At 60.0% G+C, this 18,450-nt stretch carries 15 protein-coding genes; 2 read left to right on the top strand and 13 right to left on the bottom strand.

Annotated features, from left to right (window positions below; all coding sequences use genetic code 11):
• Positions 1–324 precede the first annotated feature (324 nt).
• Together EM858_RS11830 and pgi are read left to right on the top strand one after the other, a co-directional pair.
• A complete protein-coding gene (locus EM858_RS11830) occupies positions 325–2,037 on the top strand; it encodes a long-chain fatty acid--CoA ligase (RefSeq protein WP_127756799.1) in 1,713 nt (570 codons plus the stop codon).
• A gap of 139 nt (positions 2,038–2,176) precedes the next feature.
• Positions 2,177–3,802 carry a glucose-6-phosphate isomerase gene (gene pgi / locus EM858_RS11825; RefSeq protein ID WP_127756798.1) on the top strand — a complete coding sequence of 542 codons (1,626 nt, stop codon included), beginning with the start codon at positions 2,177–2,179 and terminating at the stop codon, positions 3,800–3,802.
• Between the two features lie 61 nt (positions 3,803–3,863).
• Here the strand turns inward: pgi and EM858_RS11820 are convergent, their stop codons facing one another.
• The 13 genes from EM858_RS11820 to EM858_RS11760 form a co-directional block, all read right to left on the bottom strand.
• Positions 3,864–4,592, bottom strand: coding sequence for an alpha/beta hydrolase-fold protein (locus EM858_RS11820; RefSeq protein ID WP_127756797.1), 729 nt, complete (start codon positions 4,590–4,592; stop codon positions 3,864–3,866).
• Positions 4,589–5,554, bottom strand: a complete 966-nt coding sequence (locus EM858_RS11815) for an acetylxylan esterase (protein ID WP_127756796.1) — start codon at positions 5,552–5,554, stop codon at positions 4,589–4,591. The genes EM858_RS11820 and EM858_RS11815 overlap by 4 nt, the downstream gene beginning before the upstream one ends.
• 124 nt (positions 5,555–5,678) lie before the next feature.
• The gene (locus EM858_RS11810) at positions 5,679–6,605 is read right to left on the bottom strand and encodes a carbohydrate kinase (protein ID WP_127756795.1); all 927 of its coding nucleotides are present in this window, start codon (positions 6,603–6,605) and stop codon (positions 5,679–5,681) included.
• A 100-nt stretch (positions 6,606–6,705) separates the two neighbouring features.
• Positions 6,706–7,404: an orotate phosphoribosyltransferase gene (locus tag EM858_RS11805; protein WP_003520012.1), complete on the bottom strand. Its 699-nt coding sequence runs from the start codon at positions 7,402–7,404 to the stop codon at positions 6,706–6,708.
• A 166-nt stretch (positions 7,405–7,570) separates the two neighbouring features.
• Positions 7,571–8,608 carry a dihydroorotase gene (gene pyrC, locus EM858_RS11800; RefSeq protein WP_059759511.1) on the bottom strand — a complete coding sequence of 346 codons (1,038 nt, stop codon included), beginning with the start codon at positions 8,606–8,608 and terminating at the stop codon, positions 7,571–7,573.
• A gap of 113 nt (positions 8,609–8,721) precedes the next feature.
• Entirely contained in the window at positions 8,722–9,759 is a 1,038-nt protein-coding gene (locus EM858_RS11795; RefSeq protein WP_127756794.1) for a 4-hydroxyproline epimerase, read from the bottom strand.
• 128 nt (positions 9,760–9,887) lie between these two features.
• Entirely contained in the window at positions 9,888–11,210 is a 1,323-nt protein-coding gene (locus tag EM858_RS11790; protein WP_127756830.1) for an alpha/beta hydrolase, read from the bottom strand.
• Positions 11,211–11,397: 187 nt separating this feature from the next.
• The gene (locus EM858_RS11785) at positions 11,398–12,894 is read right to left on the bottom strand and encodes an acetyl-CoA hydrolase/transferase family protein (RefSeq protein ID WP_127756793.1); all 1,497 of its coding nucleotides are present in this window, start codon (positions 12,892–12,894) and stop codon (positions 11,398–11,400) included.
• A gap of 290 nt (positions 12,895–13,184) precedes the next feature.
• Positions 13,185–13,985, bottom strand: a complete 801-nt coding sequence (locus EM858_RS11780; protein WP_127756792.1) for a phosphodiesterase — start codon at positions 13,983–13,985, stop codon at positions 13,185–13,187.
• Positions 13,986–14,051: 66 nt separating this feature from the next.
• Positions 14,052–15,344, bottom strand: a complete 1,293-nt coding sequence (locus EM858_RS11775) for an ABC transporter substrate-binding protein (protein ID WP_127756791.1) — start codon at positions 15,342–15,344, stop codon at positions 14,052–14,054.
• 42 nt (positions 15,345–15,386) lie between these two features.
• Positions 15,387–16,208: a carbohydrate ABC transporter permease gene (locus EM858_RS11770; RefSeq protein ID WP_127756790.1), complete on the bottom strand. Its 822-nt coding sequence runs from the start codon at positions 16,206–16,208 to the stop codon at positions 15,387–15,389.
• Positions 16,208–17,134 (bottom strand): sugar ABC transporter permease, encoded by a 927-nt coding sequence (locus EM858_RS11765; protein ID WP_127756789.1) that lies wholly within the window; start codon positions 17,132–17,134, stop codon positions 16,208–16,210. Before EM858_RS11765 ends, EM858_RS11770 begins: the two co-directional genes overlap by 1 nt.
• Entirely contained in the window at positions 17,131–18,276 is a 1,146-nt protein-coding gene (locus EM858_RS11760; RefSeq protein WP_164865409.1) for an ABC transporter ATP-binding protein, read from the bottom strand. Before EM858_RS11760 ends, EM858_RS11765 begins: the two co-directional genes overlap by 4 nt.
• Positions 18,277–18,450: the final 174 nt, after the last annotated feature.

The following is an 18,450-nucleotide window of genomic DNA, read 5'->3' as shown; positions in this document are numbered from 1 at the left end:
CGCTCAAATCAGGATTAAAGTCAAAAAAGCCGCGAAAAATGCTCTTGCCTTCACGAGTTGGCGAGATGTGCGGCAGCAATATTGACGTTTACGTTAGAGTTAAATAGGCTTTGCCGACGAGATGGACGTCAAGGGATTACGCGTCTATCATTCGTCACCGGGGAGCGAGAGGAGCGGTCGATCCGGTGACGCCACATGGGGTTCCCTCAACCCGGCCGATTGGGCCGGCTGAATGCGGGAGCTTCGTGAACATCAGGCAGCCGAAAGCGCCCTTCACGCGTTTCAAAAAATGCGCGGCGCGACAAAGACTCTGGGAGGAGAAGCATGAGTGAACTGTCCCTGGGACACCCGGAAAACGTCAGCGCAGAGAAGCGCTGGCTGGCATCCTATCCGCCGGGCGTACCTTCCGAAATCCCCGCATCCGCCCATGCCTCCCTTGTCGAACTTCTCGAAAAGAGCTGTGCGCAATTTGCCGACCGCAAGGCCTTTTCCAGCATGGGAAAGTCCCTGACCTATCGGGAACTGGACGCTGAAACCCGCGCGGTCGCTGCCTGGCTGCAATCCAGGGGGCTGGAAAAAGGCGACCGGGTTGCCGTGATGATGCCGAATATCCTGCAAAATCCCGTCGCCGTATACGGGATCCTGCGGGCGGGCATGATCGTGGTCAACGTCAATCCGCTCTATACCCCGCGCGAACTGGAACATCAGCTCAAGGATTCCGGCGCAAAGGCGATCTTCGTTCTGGAAAACTTCGCCCATGTGGCCCAGCAGGCGGTGCCTAAAACCGCGGTGCGGCATGTGGTCGTCGCGGCGATGGGCGATCTCCTCGGCTTCAAGGGACATATCGTCAATCTGGTGGTTCGCAAGGTCAAGAAACTGGTGCCCGCCTACACCATTCCCGGTTCCATCAGCTTCAAGGCCATGCTGAAGGAAGGTCAGGGATTTTCGCTGAAGCCGGTCAGCCTCACGGCGCAGGACATCGCCTTCCTGCAATATACCGGCGGCACGACGGGCGTATCCAAGGGTGCGGTTCTCACCCACGCCAATCTTCTGGCCAACAAGCTTCAGATCAGCCTGTGGCTGGACGCGGCCTTCAATGGCAAAAAAGACCGCCCGGAGGTTCTCAACTTCATCTGCGCGCTGCCGCTCTGCCACATCTTCGCCTTGACGGTGAATTCGCTGATGGGCATTGCGCTCGGCGGTCATAATCTGCTGATCGCCAATCCGCGCGACATTCCCGGCTTCGTGAAGGAGCTGGCGCATTATCAGCCGCATGTCTTCCCCGGTATCAACACGCTTTTCAACGCGATGATGAACAACGAGGATTTCCGCAAGCTTGATCTGTCGTCGCTTATTCTGGTTCTCGGCGGCGGCATGGCGGTGCAAAGGCCCGTTGCGGAGCGCTGGCTTTCCATCGTCGGTTGCCCGATTGCCGAAGGCTACGGTCTCTCCGAGACATCCCCGGTCGCCACCGTCAACCGCCTCGATTCCACGGAATTCAGCGGCACCATCGGCCTGCCCATCTCCTCGACCGAAATCGATATTCGCGACGAGGACGGCAACAGCCTGCCGACAGGCGAAGTCGGCGAGATCTGCATTCGCGGGCCGCAGGTCATGGCCGGCTATTGGCAGCGGCCGGATGAAACCGCAAAAGCCATGACCGCCGACGGCTTCTTCCGTTCCGGCGACATGGGTTTCATGGACGAACGCGGTTACACCAAGATCGTCGACCGCAAGAAGGACATGATCCTCGTTTCCGGTTTCAACGTCTATCCGAACGAGGTGGAAGAAGTGGCCGCCAGCCATCCCGGCGTGCTGGAATGCGCCGCCATCGGTGTTCCGGATGAACATTCCGGCGAAACCGTCAAACTTTTCGTCGTCAAGAAAGACCAGTCGCTCACGGAAGCGGAGCTCAAGGCCTTCTGCGCCAAGAACCTGACGAATTACAAAAGGCCGAAAATCATCGAGTTCCGCACCGAGTTGCCGAAATCGAATGTCGGCAAAATCTTGCGGCGCGAATTGCGCAATCTGAACTGATTGTCTCGTGCAATGGGGAGAGCCGGGCGACCGGCTCTTTCCTTCATCCCGGCCCTTTTCTTTTATCAAAGTCGCCTTGATTTGGCCGCCTGAAAAAGAATAGTTTCCTCATCCTTCCACGGAAGCCGAGGAGCACAAGATGCAGGCCACCATCGAAAAACTGAAAGCAACGGCGAGCAGCACAGCCGCAACCGATCTTCGTGCCGCCTTTGCGGCAGACGACAAGAGATTCAGCCGTTTCAGCGCCAAATTCGATGACCTGCTGATGGACTATTCCAAATGCGCCGTGAACGAAGAGATCGTCACGCTTCTCGAACAGCTCGCGCGCGAAGGCGGCGTCGAGGCCAAGCGCGAGGAGATGTTCTCCGGAAAGGTTATCAACTTCACCGAAGACCGCGCCGTGCTGCATACCGCGCTGCGCAATCGCTCCAACACGCCGGTTCTGGTTGACGGCAAGGACGTGATGCCTGACGTGAACGCCGTTCTCACCGCCATGGGCAAGTTTGCCGATGCTATTCGTTCCGGTTCGCTGAAGGGCGCGACTGGCAAGAAGATTACCGATGTCATCAATATCGGCATCGGCGGTTCCGATCTCGGTCCCGTGATGGCGACGCTGGCGCTCGCGCCTTTCCATGACGGCCCGCGCGCGCATTTCGTTTCCAACATCGATGGCGCGCATATTGCCGATACGCTGAAGCTCATCGATCCCGAGACCTCGCTTTTCATCGTCGCCTCCAAGACTTTCACCACCATCGAGACGATGACGAACGCCGCGACCGCGCGCCGTTTCATCGCCGAGAAGCTGGGCGAGGCTGCCGTCAAGCATCACTTCGCCGCCGTTTCGACCGCACTGGAAAAGGTGGCCGCCTTCGGTATCGAAAGCGACCGCATCTTCGGTTTCTGGGACTGGGTGGGCGGACGTTATTCGATCTGGTCGGCCATCGGCCTGCCGCTGATGATCGCCATCGGGCCGGATAATTTCGGCAAGTTCCTGGATGGCGCACATGCCATGGACAGGCACTTCCGCGAGGCGCCGATCCGTGAAAACCTGCCGATGCTGCTCGGCCTCATCGGTTTTTATAACCGCAACGTGCTGAATTATCCGACCCGGGCGATCCTGCCCTATGACCAGCGGCTCTCGCGTTTCCCCGCCTATCTGCAGCAGCTCGACATGGAATCGAACGGCAAGGGTGTGACCATCGACGGCACGCCCGTCGAAGGCCAGTCCGGCCCGGTCGTCTGGGGCGAGCCCGGCACCAATGGCCAGCACGCCTTCTACCAGCTGATCCACCAGGGCACGAGCGTCATTCCGGCGGAATTCATGATCGCCGCCAACGGTTTCGAGCCCGAACTGCGCCACCAGCACCAGCTTCTCATCGCCAATTGCCTGGCACAATCGGAAGCGCTGATGAAGGGCCGCACGCTCGCCGAAGCGAAAGCTCAGCTCACCTCCAAGGGCATGGAAGACAGCCAAGCCGATTTCATCGCGCCGCATCGCGTCTTCACCGGCAACCGCCCCTCCATCACCTTCGTCTACGACAAGCTGACACCCTTTGCGCTTGGCCGCCTGATCGCGCTCTACGAGCACCGCGTTTTCGTCGAAGGCGTGTTGTTCCGCATCAACTCCTTCGACCAGTGGGGCGTGGAGCTTGGCAAGGAACTGGCGACCGGGCTGCTTCCCGTGGTTGAAGGCAAGGAAAGTGCGGCCGGCCATGACAGCTCAACCCAGGGGCTGGTGAAAGCGCTGGCGGGACTGGCGGGCTGAGGGTCGTTACGACCTCGATCTAAAAAGCCGGAGACACCTCCGGCTTTTTTAATGTGGCCGCTCAAATATAAAGCGCCGCCATCTTGCGCCACGCGCCCGCCCGGTGGGCGCGACCATCCCAGACATGCATCCGATGCCCCACCTGCTTCTCCGACAGAACCCGGCTGAGGTGATGGTTGTTGTCCAGAAACGGATCGGCATCGCCGATGGTGAAGACCATGTCGATACGCCGCAGGCTATCGAGCCGCCATGGGCAGGCAAGGCCCGGCAGGAAATGGCTCGGCATGTGGAAATAGACATCGTCGTCGTAATAGCCATCGAACAGGTCGCCGAAGGATTCCACCTTCATCGTCAGGTCATAACGGCCGGAAAAGGCGACGAGCTTGCGAAAAAGATGCGGGTGGCGAAAGACGAGGCTGGCGGCCTGAAACGCACCCAGGCTGCAGCCCTGCACGATCGTATCACTATTCGGATTTTTCTCGGCCATTAGCGGCAGCACTTCGTTCAGAATATACTCTTCGAAGGCTGCATGGCGGCGAATACGATCGGCGGGATGATGCCCGGCAGCATAGAAGGTCTCTCTGGCCAGCCCCTCTATACAATAGAGCTGAAGGTGGCCCGCCTCCAGCTTGTCAGCCAGACTGCCGACAAGACCAAGTTCCTCATATTCGAAGAAACGCCCGTCGCGGGTGGGAAACATCAGCACCTTGGCGCCGGAATGTCCGAATATTAACAACTCCATGTCGCGATGGAGCCTTTGACTATACCAGCGGAGATATTCGCGTTTCATGGCACCTTGAAAAACCGTCTGACCTTGTCCTTATGGACCGCATCTTGCGATGCGCTGTCAGGGTAATCGAAATGCCCGGCGTCGAGGATGAATATTTCATTAAATTTTGATTGTGGCAGCGCATTGGCCACCGCGAACTGGCAGGGCGGCGCGACCGCAGGGTCGAAAAGTGCGGGCGCGACCAGCATCGGCACTTTTATGCGGGTGGCGGCACTGGCGGCATCGAACAGGCGCAGCGTCTCAAGCAGGTTGGCATGGGTTTTCTGATAGGTCTGAACCGCATCCGCGCTGCCGACGGTCGGCAGCGTCAGCCAGAACGGCCGGTGTCCGAATGTGGGCACGACAAGATGGCCGCGGTCTATGCGCTCGTCGAAAGGGATGGCCAGGGCACCGATGCCGCCGCCGAAACTGATGCCGCTGTAACCCACCTGCCCTTCCAGCCACGGATAGAGGCTGATGAGCGTGGAAACGGCAACCCACAGATCGTCGACGCAGCCGCCGATGATGTAATCGTCTTTCCTGTCGATATTATAGAGAACATGAAGGGCGGGGTCGGACGAAATCGGCGGACAGGCGCTCAGCGAAAGCCCGCGAAAACAGGGAAACAGCACGACTGTTTCTTCCACCGGCACGTCGAAATCGGGCTCCCCTCGCCCACCATAACCATGGCCGACAACGAGGCCACGGCGCACCTGCCCTTCGCGCGGCAAAAGCAGCCACCCGCCGATGCGAAAACCGCCGGTGGAGGTGTAGGTCATATCGAGGACATGCCAGCGGGGGTCGCTGAGCCTGCTCTTGCGCAGCACCGGTCGGGGATCCGTGGCGAGGGCGCGGCGATAGCGCTTTTTCCAGAAATCATCGAAGCCCGGCGGCGCTTCGGGCGGGGTGATGGCCAGCAGCTGCTCGCGCTGCATGCCATAGGTCGGGTCGAAATCGAAAGGATGGGACTTGGGAACGCTCATGCGATGCTTGTTTCGTGAAAAAACAGCGGACACAAGCTTCATAATATCGAAATAACGGTTTTTTACGGTTTTAAAGCCGGGAAGAGTGTTGAACCACCTTTTCAAAATGGTTCAACCGCGCTCATCACAAACCGATTTCATGCGCAAAGGGCGGGTTCGCGCCAGCCCGCGAAACGGTGACAGCGGCCGCTTTCGCGCCCAGCGCCAAAGCCTTCCTGATCTGTTCTTCCGTCAGCGAGGCAACCTGCGCCTTGGTCAGAAGGCCCTGCATTTTCAGCGAAGCAAGAATGCCGGCATCGAAGGTATCACCCGCGCCGACAGTGTCGACCACTTCCACCCGCTCAGAAGCCACTTCAACCTTGAGATTGGCGCTATACCCCACCGCGCCCTTGGCGCCACGGGTGACGACGACGAGTTTCGCACCATGGTGCAGCCAGTGGCGGGCAAGCGTGTCCTCATCGCCTTCCAGACCGAACCAGGCAAGGTCTTCATCCGAGAATTTCACGATATCCGACATCGCCGCCATGCGGCGAATGCGGGCCATATGGGACTGCTTGTCCTTGATGAAGCCGGGGCGGATATTCGGATCGAGCGAGATGACGCGGCTTTTGTGCTCGCGCGTCATCAACGCCTCATAGGTGCTGCCGCAGGGCTCCGGGATGAGGCTGATCGCACCGAAATGCAGCGCCTCGCAATCCGCGCCCAGTGCCGGAAGCTCCGCCTCGGTAATCATGCGGCCGGCGGTGTTTTCGTCGTAGAAGGCATAGGTCGCATGGCCATCCACCAGCTTCACGAAGGCGATGGTGGTCGGGCGCGAAAGGGTGGCGCAATAGCTGAAGTCGACATTGCTGGCGCGCAGGGTTTCCCGCAGGATATCGCCCATCATGTCATCGGAAAGACCGGTGAAGAAGGCGGATGGAACGCCAAGACGCCCCAGCGCAATCGCCGTGTTGAAGACCGCTCCGCCTGCATAGGGGGCAAAACCCGCCTCACCCAGCGTCGTCTGCCGGGGCAGCATGTCGATCAGGGCTTCACCACAACACAGGATCATTACGGTCCTCCTCAAAACAGCAAATCAAATGGACTTAAATCGATTTAGACGAAGATCGATCGGAAGGCCAGCCGCAAAACCGGGCTGGCCGCATCCGAAATTAAGATTGCGGCAATTCGCTGACACCGCCGCGTTTTGCCGACCATGGCAGCGGGTTATCGAGGAAGGCTTCGACCTCGGAGAGAGTCTTTTCGTCGAACAGTTTTTCCGCCCGGGCAACGGCCAGAACATCGCGCCAGGTGGTCAGGTAATGCAGCTTGACATTACCATTGGCGAAGCGCGCTTCAGCCTCTTCGAAGATGCCGTAATAAAACAGCGCGATGCCGTGATCGACAATGCCGCCCGCCGCACGGATGGCGTCGATGAAGGTGAACATCGAGCCGCCGGCCGTCGTCAGATCCTCGATGACGAGAACGCGTGCGCCTTCCGGCATATGGCCTTCGATCTGGGCGTTGCGGCCATGGCCTTTCGGCTTCTTGCGGCAATAGATCATCGGCAGGCCGAGGCGCTCGGCAAGGAAAGCAGCGAAGGGAATGCCCGCCGTTTCACCGCCTGCCACGCAGTCGAACTTCTCGAAACCGGCCTCGCGCATCACCGCCGCCGCCGCAAAATCCATTGCCGCCGAGCGGATACGCGGGAAGGAGATGAGCTTGCGCATGTCGATGTAAACCGGGCTCTTCATACCCGAAGCGAAGGTATAGGGGCTTTCGGAATTGAAGTGGACCGCCTTGATTTCCCACAACATCTTCGCAACCAATTCCGCAACGACGGCGCGGTCAGTGAATGTGAAATGGTTCATAGGCGTTCTCCTTTTCGGCCTTGGTTTATCGCTCCGAAAACCCGGATCGGTTTTCGGAAAGCACAACATCTCGGTTCAGCATTGCAGGCATCCGCAGGCGGCGCCGAAGGGCGAATGCCTGGGGACCATAACAAAACCGCCGGCAGTGCCGGCGGTTACTAAAAAATCAACTCACATCCCAATGGAGCGGGAACATCGGATCGAACACGGTGACCGGCCCGGCGCCCGTCTCGATTTTTTCAGGAAAGGCCACCGCTTCCTCGCGCTTGACCAGCGTGATGGTCTCCTCGTTCGGGGCGAGCCCATACCAGGCCGGGCCGTTGAGCGAGGCGAAGGCTTCCAGCCTGTCGAGGGCGTTTTCATCCTCGAAGACGTGGGCGAGACAGCTCATGGTGTTGATCGAGGTATAGATGCCGGCGCAGCCGCAGGCGCATTCCTTCAGCGGGTCCACATGCGGCGCGGAATCCGTGCCGAGGAAGAAGCGTGCATCGCCCGAAGTCGCGGCAGCCCGCAGCGCCAGCCGGTGCTCTTCGCGCTTGGCGACGGGCAAGCAATAATAATGCGGCTTGATACCGCCGACCAGGATGGCGTTACGGTTGATGATGAGATGGTGGGTGGTGATGGAGCCGGCGATGTTGGCCTTGGACGACTTGATATAGTCCACGCCGTCGCGGGTGGTGATGTGCTCCATCGTCACCTTGAGTTCCGGCAGGCGCTGGCGCAGCGGCTCCAGAACCGTATCGATGAACACCTTCTCGCGGTCGAAAATATCGACTTCCGGCGTCGTTACCTCGCCATGCACGCAAAGCGGCAGGCCAATCTTCGCCATGCGCTCCAGAACCGGCATGGCCTTGTTGAAATCGCGCACACCGCCGTGGGAATTGGTCGTCGCACCAGCCGGATAGAGCTTTACGGCAGTGATGAGGCCGCTTTTTTTGCCCTCTTCCACATCGTCGGCCTGCGTGTCCTCGGTCAGATAGAGGGTCATCAGCGGCTCGAAACGGTCACCCGCGGGAATGGCCTTGACGATGCGTTCGCGATAGGCGCGGGCATCGGCCGTGGTGACGACCGGCGGCACCAGGTTCGGCATGATGATGGCGCGGGCGAAATGGCGGCTCGTATCCCCGATCACCCCTTCCAGCATTGCTCCATCACGCAGGTGCAGGTGCCAGTCATCAGGGCGGCGCAGGGTGAGCGACTTCATCGGGATACCTCGGAGCATGACGGAATTGGCGCCCGCTTAGCATCTTTTGCCGCGGGAAAACAGCCGCCAAAGTCCATCGGGCGGCTGTAAATGTCATTTTTTTAAAACGTGCCTCAGATGTTGCCCGCTTCCGGGCCCCAGACATCGGTCATGGCGAAACCATCGGCCAGTGGATCAAACGGATCGAGACCCACCTGATGCAGGCCGAAGGTGAAGCCGCGCCCGGCAATGGTGGGGATGACAGCCGGGCGGCCGGCCACCTCCGTGACGGCGGAAAGGCCGACATCGAATTCCGAACCGATGATCGAGCGGGATTTATACTCGTCTCCGACCTTCACCTTGCCGCGCGCATAAAGCGTGGCGAGATTGGCGGAGTTTCCGGTTCCGCAGGGCGAGCGATCCGCCCGGCCCGGCCACATGGTGGTACAGGTGCGGATGGAGCCATCCGCATCCACATCGCGGAACATGACATAGGCAACGCCGGAAATGGCCGGGATTTCCGGATGAACGACGGTCATTTCTCGGTTGACCAGATCTTTCAGGATCATGCCGGCCGCAACCAGCTTCGCGGCATTGGCCTTTTCGATGGTGAGGCCGATCTGGCGGACATCGACCAGCGCATAAAAAATACCGCCATAGGAGATATCCATCGTCACCCTGCCCCATTCGGGCGTGTCGATGCTGACATCCAGCTCATGCACGAAGGATGGCACCATGGTCAGCTTGACCTTTTCGCAACGACCGTCGCGGCAGGTGGCCGTGGCCTTGACCAGACCGGCGGCCGTTTCGAGGATGATGACGGTTTCCGGCTCCTGCATTTCCACCATGCCGCTTTCCAGAAGCGCCGTCGTCGCGCAGATGGAATTCGAGCCCGAGCTGGCATGCGCCTGATCCGGCTGGAGAATGACGAAGGCGGCGTGCGCATCCGGGTGCTTTGGCGGCAGGAGAAGATTGACCGATCCCATCGGTGTGCCGCGCGGCTCCAGCGTCAGAAAGCGACGAAGCGCCTCACCCTGCGGATCGGTATTCATCCAGTGAAGCTGTTCGGCCACCGTGTCGCCGGGAATTTTCGGCGCGCCGCCGGTGACGACACGGCCGATTTCGCCTTCGCAATGAACATCGAGAAGCTGGAGGGTGCGTTTCCAACGCATGGGGTCTACTCCGGAAGTTGGCTTGTTGACCCGACCATACAGATAAAAATACAAGCTGTATACAAATCTGCGAGGGCGAGATGGTGAAAATCGCTTACGGTTTCACCATCTCGCTCTTGATCTTTGATCTATCGGTTACGGCACTCTGCCCGGTTTCGATTGGCGGCCGCCTCGCAATTCACTCTCGACGACTGAACAGCCTGATCGTCCACCACGGAACCGGCGGTATCGCCCACCGATCCGACGGTATTTTCCACGGAGCGGCCGAGCCGTTCCACCTGCCTGCCGTAATTTTCACGCGTGCGCGGATCGAAGACCGCAATCGGCGCGCTGACCACGACGCTCGCCGCCGTTCCGACGGTTTGCGCAGCGCCGATGCTGACCGCACCCAGCGCCTCACCCAGACCGACATCGGAATCCGTTACCGTCTGCCCGGCGATAAGGCGGTCGCCGATAAGCCGAACAACTTCAGGGCTTTCGGCAAATTTGCCATGGTTCAGGCGGTCGCCGGATTGCAGCTTGGTCAAATCCAGAACGGTGATGCCGGCTTTTTCAAGCTCGCTGCGATAGGGTTCAACCGATGGGTCGATCTGGCCGAGACGATCGACATTGCCGGAAATGCGGCGTGACAGGCTGAGCGCCCTATCATCCTGCGAAACGAACAGAGTGAATTTCGGCGGCGTTTTGCCGAGGCTTGCGAATTGCCGGCTGAACACGTCCACATCCAGATCCGGCGCGGCGAGAATGACATTGCCGATCTTCGGATCGACCCGGCCATTGCGGATGGCCATCTGGCGCAGCGCCTCCACCGCAAGCCAGGTGCCCATGGAATGGGCCATGACCGTGACCTCGCCGATGGACTTGTCCTTGGCGAGTCGCGTCAGCATCTCCTCCAGCGCATCGCGAGAGTAGTTGGTGCTTTCCTTGTCGTAATTATAGTCGAAAATGCTCGCCCGCGAGGGCCAGGTGAAGACCACCGGCACCACGTCCGTGCCGGAATCATGGACGATCTGGGCGAAGCGATAAACGGATTCTTCGTAACGATTATTGAAACCGTGCACGAAGACCAGCACGCGGCGGTCCTTCTGGATATGTCTGCTGATCCAGCTTCTGGTCTCCGCTTCGGAGCGAATTGGCTCCACCGCCACCGTGGTGAAATCCTTCAGCGGGTTCGGCGGCAGTTTCTTCGGCCATTGCACCTGCCCGACCTTGCGGTTGGCATTGGGCGGAATGGAGACCGTCACCGCATCCACCTTCAGACCCGTTCCACGCTCGCCGCCAAAAAGCACGGCGGCGTTATCCGATGGCGCGCGGGTGGTGGCGACAAGAAGGTTGACCGGTGTGGTTCCCGCCACGGTCTGCCCCGTGGGCGTCATGACCCCGATCGGACGCCCTCCACAGCCGGCGAGCAGGGCGACAATGGCGATCATGGCCACGAAGCGAATGGGCATCACGTTACTCTCCTACAACCCAGAGGCAGCCGGACAGCAGCCGGGGGAGAGGATTTTCTACCGGAGGCGGAACAGACGCGCCAGCAACCACGGCACAGAAGCGGACAATTTCCGCCCCGGTGTGTCCAAACGGACCCAATTGCTCGGCTGTCGCACCGGCAACGACGCGGCCTCGTAAAACGCAGGCCTATTTCTGCGGCAGCATCGTGCCCCTTTCGCGTAGAGCCGCATGCCAGGATAGCGCTTCTTCGATGAGATGCGGCGTATGTCCACCCCGCGCCGCCGCCCGCTGGTAATAATCCATCAGCTGATCACGATAATCAGGATGCACGCAGTTCGCGATGATGACCGCCGCGCGCTCGCGAGGCGCCAGCCCACGCAGATCGGCGAGCCCGGTTTCGGTGACGAGAATATCGACATCATGTTCGGTATGATCGACATGGCTGACCATCGGCACGACGCTTGAAATGGCCCCGCCCTTGGCAATCGATTTGGTGACGAAGATGGACATATAGGCGTTGCGGGCGAAATCCCCCGAGCCGCCGATGCCGTTCATCATGTGCGTTCCGCCGACATGGGTGGAATTGACGTTTCCGTAGATATCGAATTCCAGCGCCGTGTTGATGCCGATAATGCCAAGGCGGCGGATGACTTCCGGATGGTTGCTGACTTCCTGCGGCCGCAGGATAAGCCTGCTCTTATATTCCGCCAGTCGTGGCATCACCTGCTCGTTCATGGCGGAAGACAGCGTGATCGACGAGCCGGAGGCGAAAGTCAGCTTGCCCGCATCAAACAGTTCGAAAGTCGAATCCTGCAGGACCTCCGAATACATTTTGAGATCGTGAAACGGCGTATCGATGAAACCGTGCATCACGGCATTGGCAATGGTGCCGATGCCGGCCTGGAGCGGCTGGAGTTCATGGGTCATGCGCCCGTGACGCACCTCGTTCAACAGGAACTCGGTGAGATGGCCGGCAATGGCCTTGGTCTCGTCATCCGGCGGCAGCACCGTCGAAAAACTGTCGCTCTTGTCACTCAGCACGATGGCGGCGATCTTTTCCGGCGGCACCGGAATGAACGGCAGGCCGACACGGCTATCCGTTGCCACAACCGGAATAGGCATGCGGGTCGGGCGTTTGGCGGGAATGAAAATATCGTGCAACCCCTCCAGCACCTCGGGCTGCGAGAGGTTGATTTCGACGATGACCTTATCGGCCAGAATGGCGAAGCTCGCGGAATTGCCGACGGAGGTGGTGGGCACGATGCCGCCTTCCGCCGTGATCGCCACCGCCTCGACAATGGCGATATCGACCCCGTGGATTTGGCCGCCGCGCAATTGCTCGACCGTTTCGGAAAGGTGCTGATCGATGAACATCACCTTGCCGTCATTGATCGCCCTGCGCAAAGCCGGATCGGACTGGAACGGCATGCGGCGCGCCAGCATGCCCGCCTCCACCATGGTCTTGTCGAGATCGTTGCCGAGTGAGGCGCCGGTCATCAGGGTGATTTTCATGGGGTTCGTCTTGGCGCGCTCGGCCAGCGCCAGCGGCACCGCCTTCGCTTCGCCGGCGCGCGTAAAGCCGCTCATGCCCACCGTCATGCCGTCCTGAATGAGACTGGCGGCCTCTTCGGCGCTGACGATCCTGTTCAAGAGGGACGCGTTGCGGATACGCTTTTCAAGCATGCAATTCTCCATAATCTGTCATCACGATGGCACGGCATTCGGCTGGCCACCTTTCGGCGACTATGGCGTGCAGTTTCATCGATGAAACTGACATAGATCAAGGGTGCGCACGGAACCATGGTTTCGACGCATCACATCCCGTTCAACAAACCTCAAGTGACGCATCGGCGCGACAGGCCACGGAGGTCTTCTCACCACCGCAGCCCTGCAATCGCCAAAACCCCTCCCTCACCACCGGCAACAGGCGACGAGGCGAAGGTCATCTCCGTGCAACACGGAAACGTCCGGTGTCAGGGGCCTTCGCAAACAGGCGCCTGAACGAGCACGACCTGCCCCACTTCCGCATCATAGGCGCGCAGGCCAAATGTACCGAGGCTTATGACCCGGTAACAGGGATTGCCGCCCGTCCACAGCGGATCGACAGCATCGATATCGGTGATGAAACGGTGCGCGCAGGCCTGACCGGAACTGTAGGCGATGCCTTCGGCGGTCGTGCCTGCCATCGGCACATGGATATGGCCAAAAATGATATGACGTATACCGGCCGGATGAGCGGCGAGACGGCGCATGACAGCTCCGTCATCATGCATGCCGATATGTTCGAAATGGCGGATGCCGCAATCCATCGGCGGGTGATGAATGAATACCGTCACCGGCAGGTCGTCCGCGCTTTCCAGCGCACTCTCCAGCCATGCCAGACGATCCGCATCATACATGCCGCCGATCACATCGGCCTCGTGGCTGTCGAGAAACAGCAGCCGACCGAATTCGGTATCGATGAAAGACTGGATATAGCCGTTATCGTCGCGCGGCTGTTCCGGAAAGGCGGCCACGAATTCCGGGCGGCGGTCGTGATTGCCGAGCATCAACCGCACGGGGATCGAGACGGGCGCGAGGATATCGCGAAGCAGCTCATAGGCTTCCGGCTCGCCGTAATTGCAGAGATCACCCGTCATCACAAGAAGATCGGCGTCGGCATGTTTTTCGACAATATCGGCCACCGCCGCGCGCAGCTGCTTTTCCGGGTCGACGCCGTTTACAGCAATGCCGGGGGGTACGAGATGGGTGTCGGTGATCTGAATGATCTTCATAACAGGTCTTTCTGCGCAAAATGGCTGCGGGAACGGATTTCCCCGCAGCCTTTTCGATGGTTTTGCTTATTTCAGCAGGGCGTTGGTCTGCTCGACAATCTGCTTGAGACCGGCCTCCGGCGTCACCTCACCGCGCATGACGGTGCCGATGATGTCGCGCTGGGTGCGCCAGATGCGGACGGAATCGCCACCCGGATAACCGGCCCAGGGCAGAGAGCGGTCAGCCTGAAGCGAAGCGGTCTTCACATTCGGGTTCTCTACATAATAAGGAGCGAGGAAGTCCGGGCCGGTGGCCAGCTTGTTGGTCGGCAGGTAACCGGTGATGCGAACGATGGTGTTCTGCGCTTCCGGACCGGTGATCCACTTCAGGTACTTCCAGGCGGCGTCCTGCTTGGCCTTTTCCTGTGTCAGGATAACAGCCGAGTTGCCGCCGGTCGGAACGCCGCCCTTTTCCTTGTTGTCGAGCGGGAAGGTCGCGGTCTTCAGCTTGAAGCGGTCGCCGACCAGGCCCTGGATCGTCTGAACATGGGCAGGCGTCGAGAAGATGAAGCCGGTGAGGCCTGCACCGAACTGCTGGCGCGACTGATCCCAGTCGAGCAGGTTCTGGCCGCCTTCGGTGACGAACTGACGGGTCATCTTCAGGGCGTTGAGGCCGATCTCGTTATCGAAGCCAACGGTCTTGGCCTTCTCGTCAACGAGCTTGCCGCCCTGTTCGACGATGAGCGCCTGCCACAACCAGTCATCCGGCCAACCGTTGATGTCGTAGCTCATGCCGGCGAACTTCGGGTCGAGAGCCTTGATCTTCTTTGCGAGAGCAATGAGTTCCGCAAAGGTCGTCGGCATCTTGTCCGGATCGCCGCCAGCCTTGGTGACGAGTTCGGAGTTGATGTAGATGATCGGCGAGGACGCGTTGACCGGCAGGCCGTACTGCTTGCCGTCGATCTGGCCGAGGGCGGCCATCTTCGGGCTGTAGTTCTTGTCGAGGAAGGCCTGACCGCCTTCAGCCTGAATGAACGGGCCGAGATCGGTGATCTGGTTGCGCGGTGCAAGCGTGTGAACGAGTTCCGCCGTCAGGTTGTAACCCGAGAAATAAACATCCGGCAGATTGCCCGTTACGGCGGAGCGCAGAACCTGCTGCTGGCCTTCATTATAACCGGCGGCCGGAGCGAGGAAGTTGATCTTCACGTCCGGGTTCTTCTTCATGAATTCATCGGCCAGCGGCTGATGGAACTTGGTGAAGCCCGGCAGGTTGTAAAGAACGTTGAGCGTGATTTCATTGGCCAGAACCGGCTGAGCGAGGCCCGCAAAAGCCATGCCGAGAGCCAGACCGCCCATCACAGCGCGTCGGTTGAGTTTCATGTCAGTCTCCAGAGAGGTTGGGAGGAGGAAATCTGAACGGCGTCACTTGACGCCGGTCATGGTAATACCGGCGATGAAGTGCCGCCGTGCGAGGAGGAAGCACAGCACCATCGGCGCGGTAATCAGTGTGGCGCCCGCCATCAGCGCACCGTAATTCGCGCCGGATTCGACATCGGCGAAGAGCATCATGCCAAGTGGCGGCGGGGCGAGATTGGTGTCAGAGACCACGATCATCGGCCAATAAAGGTCGTTCCAGTGGGCAACGAGCGAGAAGATCGAGAAAGCGGCGAGCGAAGGCAGCGATCCGCGAAGGACCAGTCCCCAGCAAATCTCCATTTCCGAGAACCCGTCCATGCGGGCAGCCTCGATGATCTCATTCGGATAGCTGCGGAAGGACTGGTTGAACAGGAAGATGGCGAAGACCGAAAGGAAGAACGGCATCATCATCGCGAAATATGTGTTCAGAAGCTCCGTCTTGGCGAGACCGACAAAAAGCGGCAATGCGAGCGCCTGAATGGGAACGCAGAGCGCCGCAATGACGAGGCCCAGCAGCAGCTTGCGGCCCGGGAACCGGAGTTTCGCCAGCGCATAGGCAGCCGGAACCGACGTCAGGATCTGCACGACGAGAATGCCCACGCAGACGATGACGCCGTTCAGCATGAAACGCGCCATCGGCACCTGACCCGCCGCCCGGGCGTAATTATCGGCCGCGTCGAATTTCTGCGGGATCGGCCAGAGCGAGACATCGAAAATCTCTGCCGGTGAGCGGATCGAGGTCAACACCATCCAGTAGAACGGCAGGAGCATCACGAAAGCGCCAAGGGCAAGCACGAGATGCGGGAGATATTTGCGGAGTGCGGCCATTAGTAATGCACCTTCCGGTCCATGTGCAGCGTCTGGCCGATAGACAGGACCAGCACGATCGCGAGGAAGATAATCGTCAGCGCGGCGGCATAACCGGTGTTCGAATATTCGAAACCTTCCAGATAGAGATCGAACAGCAGGGTTTCCGATCCGAAGCGGCCCTTGGTGAGCACAGCCACCGTCTCGAACACCTTGAAGGCCGAGATGGAGGTGGTGACCACCACGAACATGGTCGTCGGCCCAAGCATCGGCCAGGTCACGGTCAGGAAGCGGTCGATCGGGTTCTTGGCGCCATCCAGCCGCGCCGCCTCGTGCAGATCCTTCGAAATGGCGGTGAGGCCCGCGAGGAACAGCACCATGTTGAAACCCAGGATCTGCCAGACGCCCATCAGAGCCATGGTGGGAATGAGGAGGACGGGATTGGAGAGGAAGGCGACCGGCTCGAAGCCCAGCCATTTGATCGCCGCATTCACCGGACCGAGCGAGGGATGCAGCAGGAACTGCCACACGGTCGCCATGGCGACGAGGGTTGCTGTGACGGGGAGGAAATAAGCCACTTCCCAGAAAGCCCGGCTGCGCTTGCGGTTATAAACGAGCAAAGCCACGCCGAGCGCCAGAAACACACCGAAGGGAATGACGATGAGCGCATAGATGGCGGTATTGGCCAGAGAGCGCAGGAAGACCGGATCCTGAAATGCCTTGACGAAGTTTCCAAGGCCGACAAAACGGGTGGAGAGCGAACCGAGCTGGTAATCGGTGACGGAAAAACCGGCCAGAACGAGCATCGGAACGATATAGATCGCCAGAAGCAGCAGGCTTGCGGGGGCAGCGAACATCAGGCCGCGCCAGATCATCCGCCGGTCCGCCTTTGACAGCCGCGGGCGAGCCTTCGCGCGCGCGGGCGTGGAAAAATCGACCGCCGTCATGCCGGCACCCGTTCGCGCACCGTCACCTTGCGACGCAGGCCATCGGCCGCGAAAAGATGCGCGCGTTCCGGCGCAAAGCCGAGATTCATCACTCCATTCATATCCGCGCCCACGGCATCGCCGGCGCCCTGACGCAGGGTGATGGCGACCGTCTCGTCGCTCAGCAGGCGGCAGCTCACGAAGCGGTCGGCCCCGTGGGTTTCGCTGCGCACCACGCGCACGGCAAAACCTTCTTCGCCCGGGCGCAAATCTTCGGCACGAAGGCCGAGCGTCGCCGGGCCGGCATCGCGGCCCACACCCTCGATGCCAAGATCGCGTCCAAAGGCCGTGACTTTACCCTGCGCGTCGATTTCGACCGGCAGCAGGTTGATGGATGGCGTGCCGATGAAACGCGCGACCGTCAGCGTCGCGGGCTTGCGGTAAAGCTCGTCCGGCGTGCCCAGCTGCTCGATGCGGCCTTCCGACATCAAGGCGATGCGGTCGGACATGGTCATGGCTTCGATCTGGTCGTGGGTGACATAGATGAAGGTCGCCCCCAGCCGACGGTGCAGTCCGGCCAGTTCCTCACGCATATGGGCGCGAAGCTTCGCATCGAGGTTGGAGAGCGGTTCGTCCATCAGGAAGGCGGCGGGCGAACGCACCAGCGCCCGGGCAAGCGCCACACGCTGACGCTGGCCGCCGGAAAGCTGCGCCGGCTTGCGATCCAGCAGATGCGCGATCTGCAGGGTTTCGGCCGCCTGTTCGACGGCGGCGTCGATCTGGCCCAGCGTTTCCGCCGGGGCCGCAAACCGTCCGACCAGCGGCAGACGCGCGGCAAAGGGCAGACGCCGCATCCTGAGCGGTGTGGCAATGTTCTGGCGCACGCTCATATGCGGATAAAGGGCATAGGACTGGAAAACCATCGCCAGATTTCGATCGCTCGGATCAACCTCAGTCACATCCTGATCGCCGATGGAGACCGAACCGCGATCCGGTGTTTCCAGCCCCGCAATGATACGCAGAAGCGTGGACTTGCCGCAGCCCGACATGCCGACGAGAGACAAAAACTCTCCGGGACGAATGGAGAGATCGATCTCTTTCAGAACATCGTCAGCCCCGAAGCCTTTGCCGATGCCCGAAAGTTCAAGTGATTGTGGCGTCATTCTGCGCTCCTTTTCTGGAGCGCATATGCTTATATTGTATGACAATATGACGAAGGTTTGCGGAAAGTTCGATGACACGCGAAAGCCCGATAATCTCGAACTATCGGAAAACCCGGTGGTACAGGCCTCCACCCAAAACCACTAATATTTAGGGGTATCGCTCAAATATTCCCC

It is taken from the genome of Agrobacterium sp. CNPSo 2736 (genome assembly GCF_004005385.1).
In the GTDB taxonomy this organism is placed as follows: Bacteria; Pseudomonadota; Alphaproteobacteria; order Rhizobiales; family Rhizobiaceae; genus Agrobacterium; species Agrobacterium leguminum.
The sequence above is the reverse complement of the archived record's forward strand: the minus strand, read 5'-3'. Positions and strand labels throughout refer to the sequence as shown.

What these genes read in the sequence shown, in the direction of transcription:
- EM858_RS11805 (WP_003520012.1), bottom strand. Translation starts at nt 7,404, where the DNA reads ATGAACCATTTCACATTCACTGACCGCGCCGTCGTTGCGGAATTGGTT.
- EM858_RS11790 (WP_127756830.1), bottom strand. Translation starts at nt 11,210, where the DNA reads ATGCCCATTCGCTTCGTGGCCATGATCGCCATTGTCGCCCTGCTCGCC.
- EM858_RS11785 (WP_127756793.1), bottom strand. Translation starts at nt 12,894, where the DNA reads ATGCTTGAAAAGCGTATCCGCAACGCGTCCCTCTTGAACAGGATCGTC.
- EM858_RS11820 (WP_127756797.1), bottom strand. Translation starts at nt 4,592, where the DNA reads ATGAAACGCGAATATCTCCGCTGGTATAGTCAAAGGCTCCATCGCGAC.
- EM858_RS11795 (WP_127756794.1), bottom strand. Translation starts at nt 9,759, where the DNA reads ATGCGTTGGAAACGCACCCTCCAGCTTCTCGATGTTCATTGCGAAGGC.
- EM858_RS11760 (WP_164865409.1), bottom strand. Translation starts at nt 18,276, where the DNA reads ATGACGCCACAATCACTTGAACTTTCGGGCATCGGCAAAGGCTTCGGG.
- pyrC (WP_059759511.1), bottom strand. Translation starts at nt 8,608, where the DNA reads ATGAAGTCGCTCACCCTGCGCCGCCCTGATGACTGGCACCTGCACCTG.
- EM858_RS11765 (WP_127756789.1), bottom strand. Translation starts at nt 17,134, where the DNA reads ATGACGGCGGTCGATTTTTCCACGCCCGCGCGCGCGAAGGCTCGCCCG.
- EM858_RS11810 (WP_127756795.1), bottom strand. Translation starts at nt 6,605, where the DNA reads ATGATCCTGTGTTGTGGTGAAGCCCTGATCGACATGCTGCCCCGGCAG.
- pgi (WP_127756798.1), top strand. Translation starts at nt 2,177, where the DNA reads ATGCAGGCCACCATCGAAAAACTGAAAGCAACGGCGAGCAGCACAGCC.
- EM858_RS11770 (WP_127756790.1), bottom strand. Translation starts at nt 16,208, where the DNA reads ATGGCCGCACTCCGCAAATATCTCCCGCATCTCGTGCTTGCCCTTGGC.
- EM858_RS11830 (WP_127756799.1), top strand. Translation starts at nt 325, where the DNA reads ATGAGTGAACTGTCCCTGGGACACCCGGAAAACGTCAGCGCAGAGAAG.
- EM858_RS11775 (WP_127756791.1), bottom strand. Translation starts at nt 15,344, where the DNA reads ATGAAACTCAACCGACGCGCTGTGATGGGCGGTCTGGCTCTCGGCATG.
- EM858_RS11780 (WP_127756792.1), bottom strand. Translation starts at nt 13,985, where the DNA reads ATGAAGATCATTCAGATCACCGACACCCATCTCGTACCCCCCGGCATT.
- EM858_RS11815 (WP_127756796.1), bottom strand. Translation starts at nt 5,554, where the DNA reads ATGAGCGTTCCCAAGTCCCATCCTTTCGATTTCGACCCGACCTATGGC.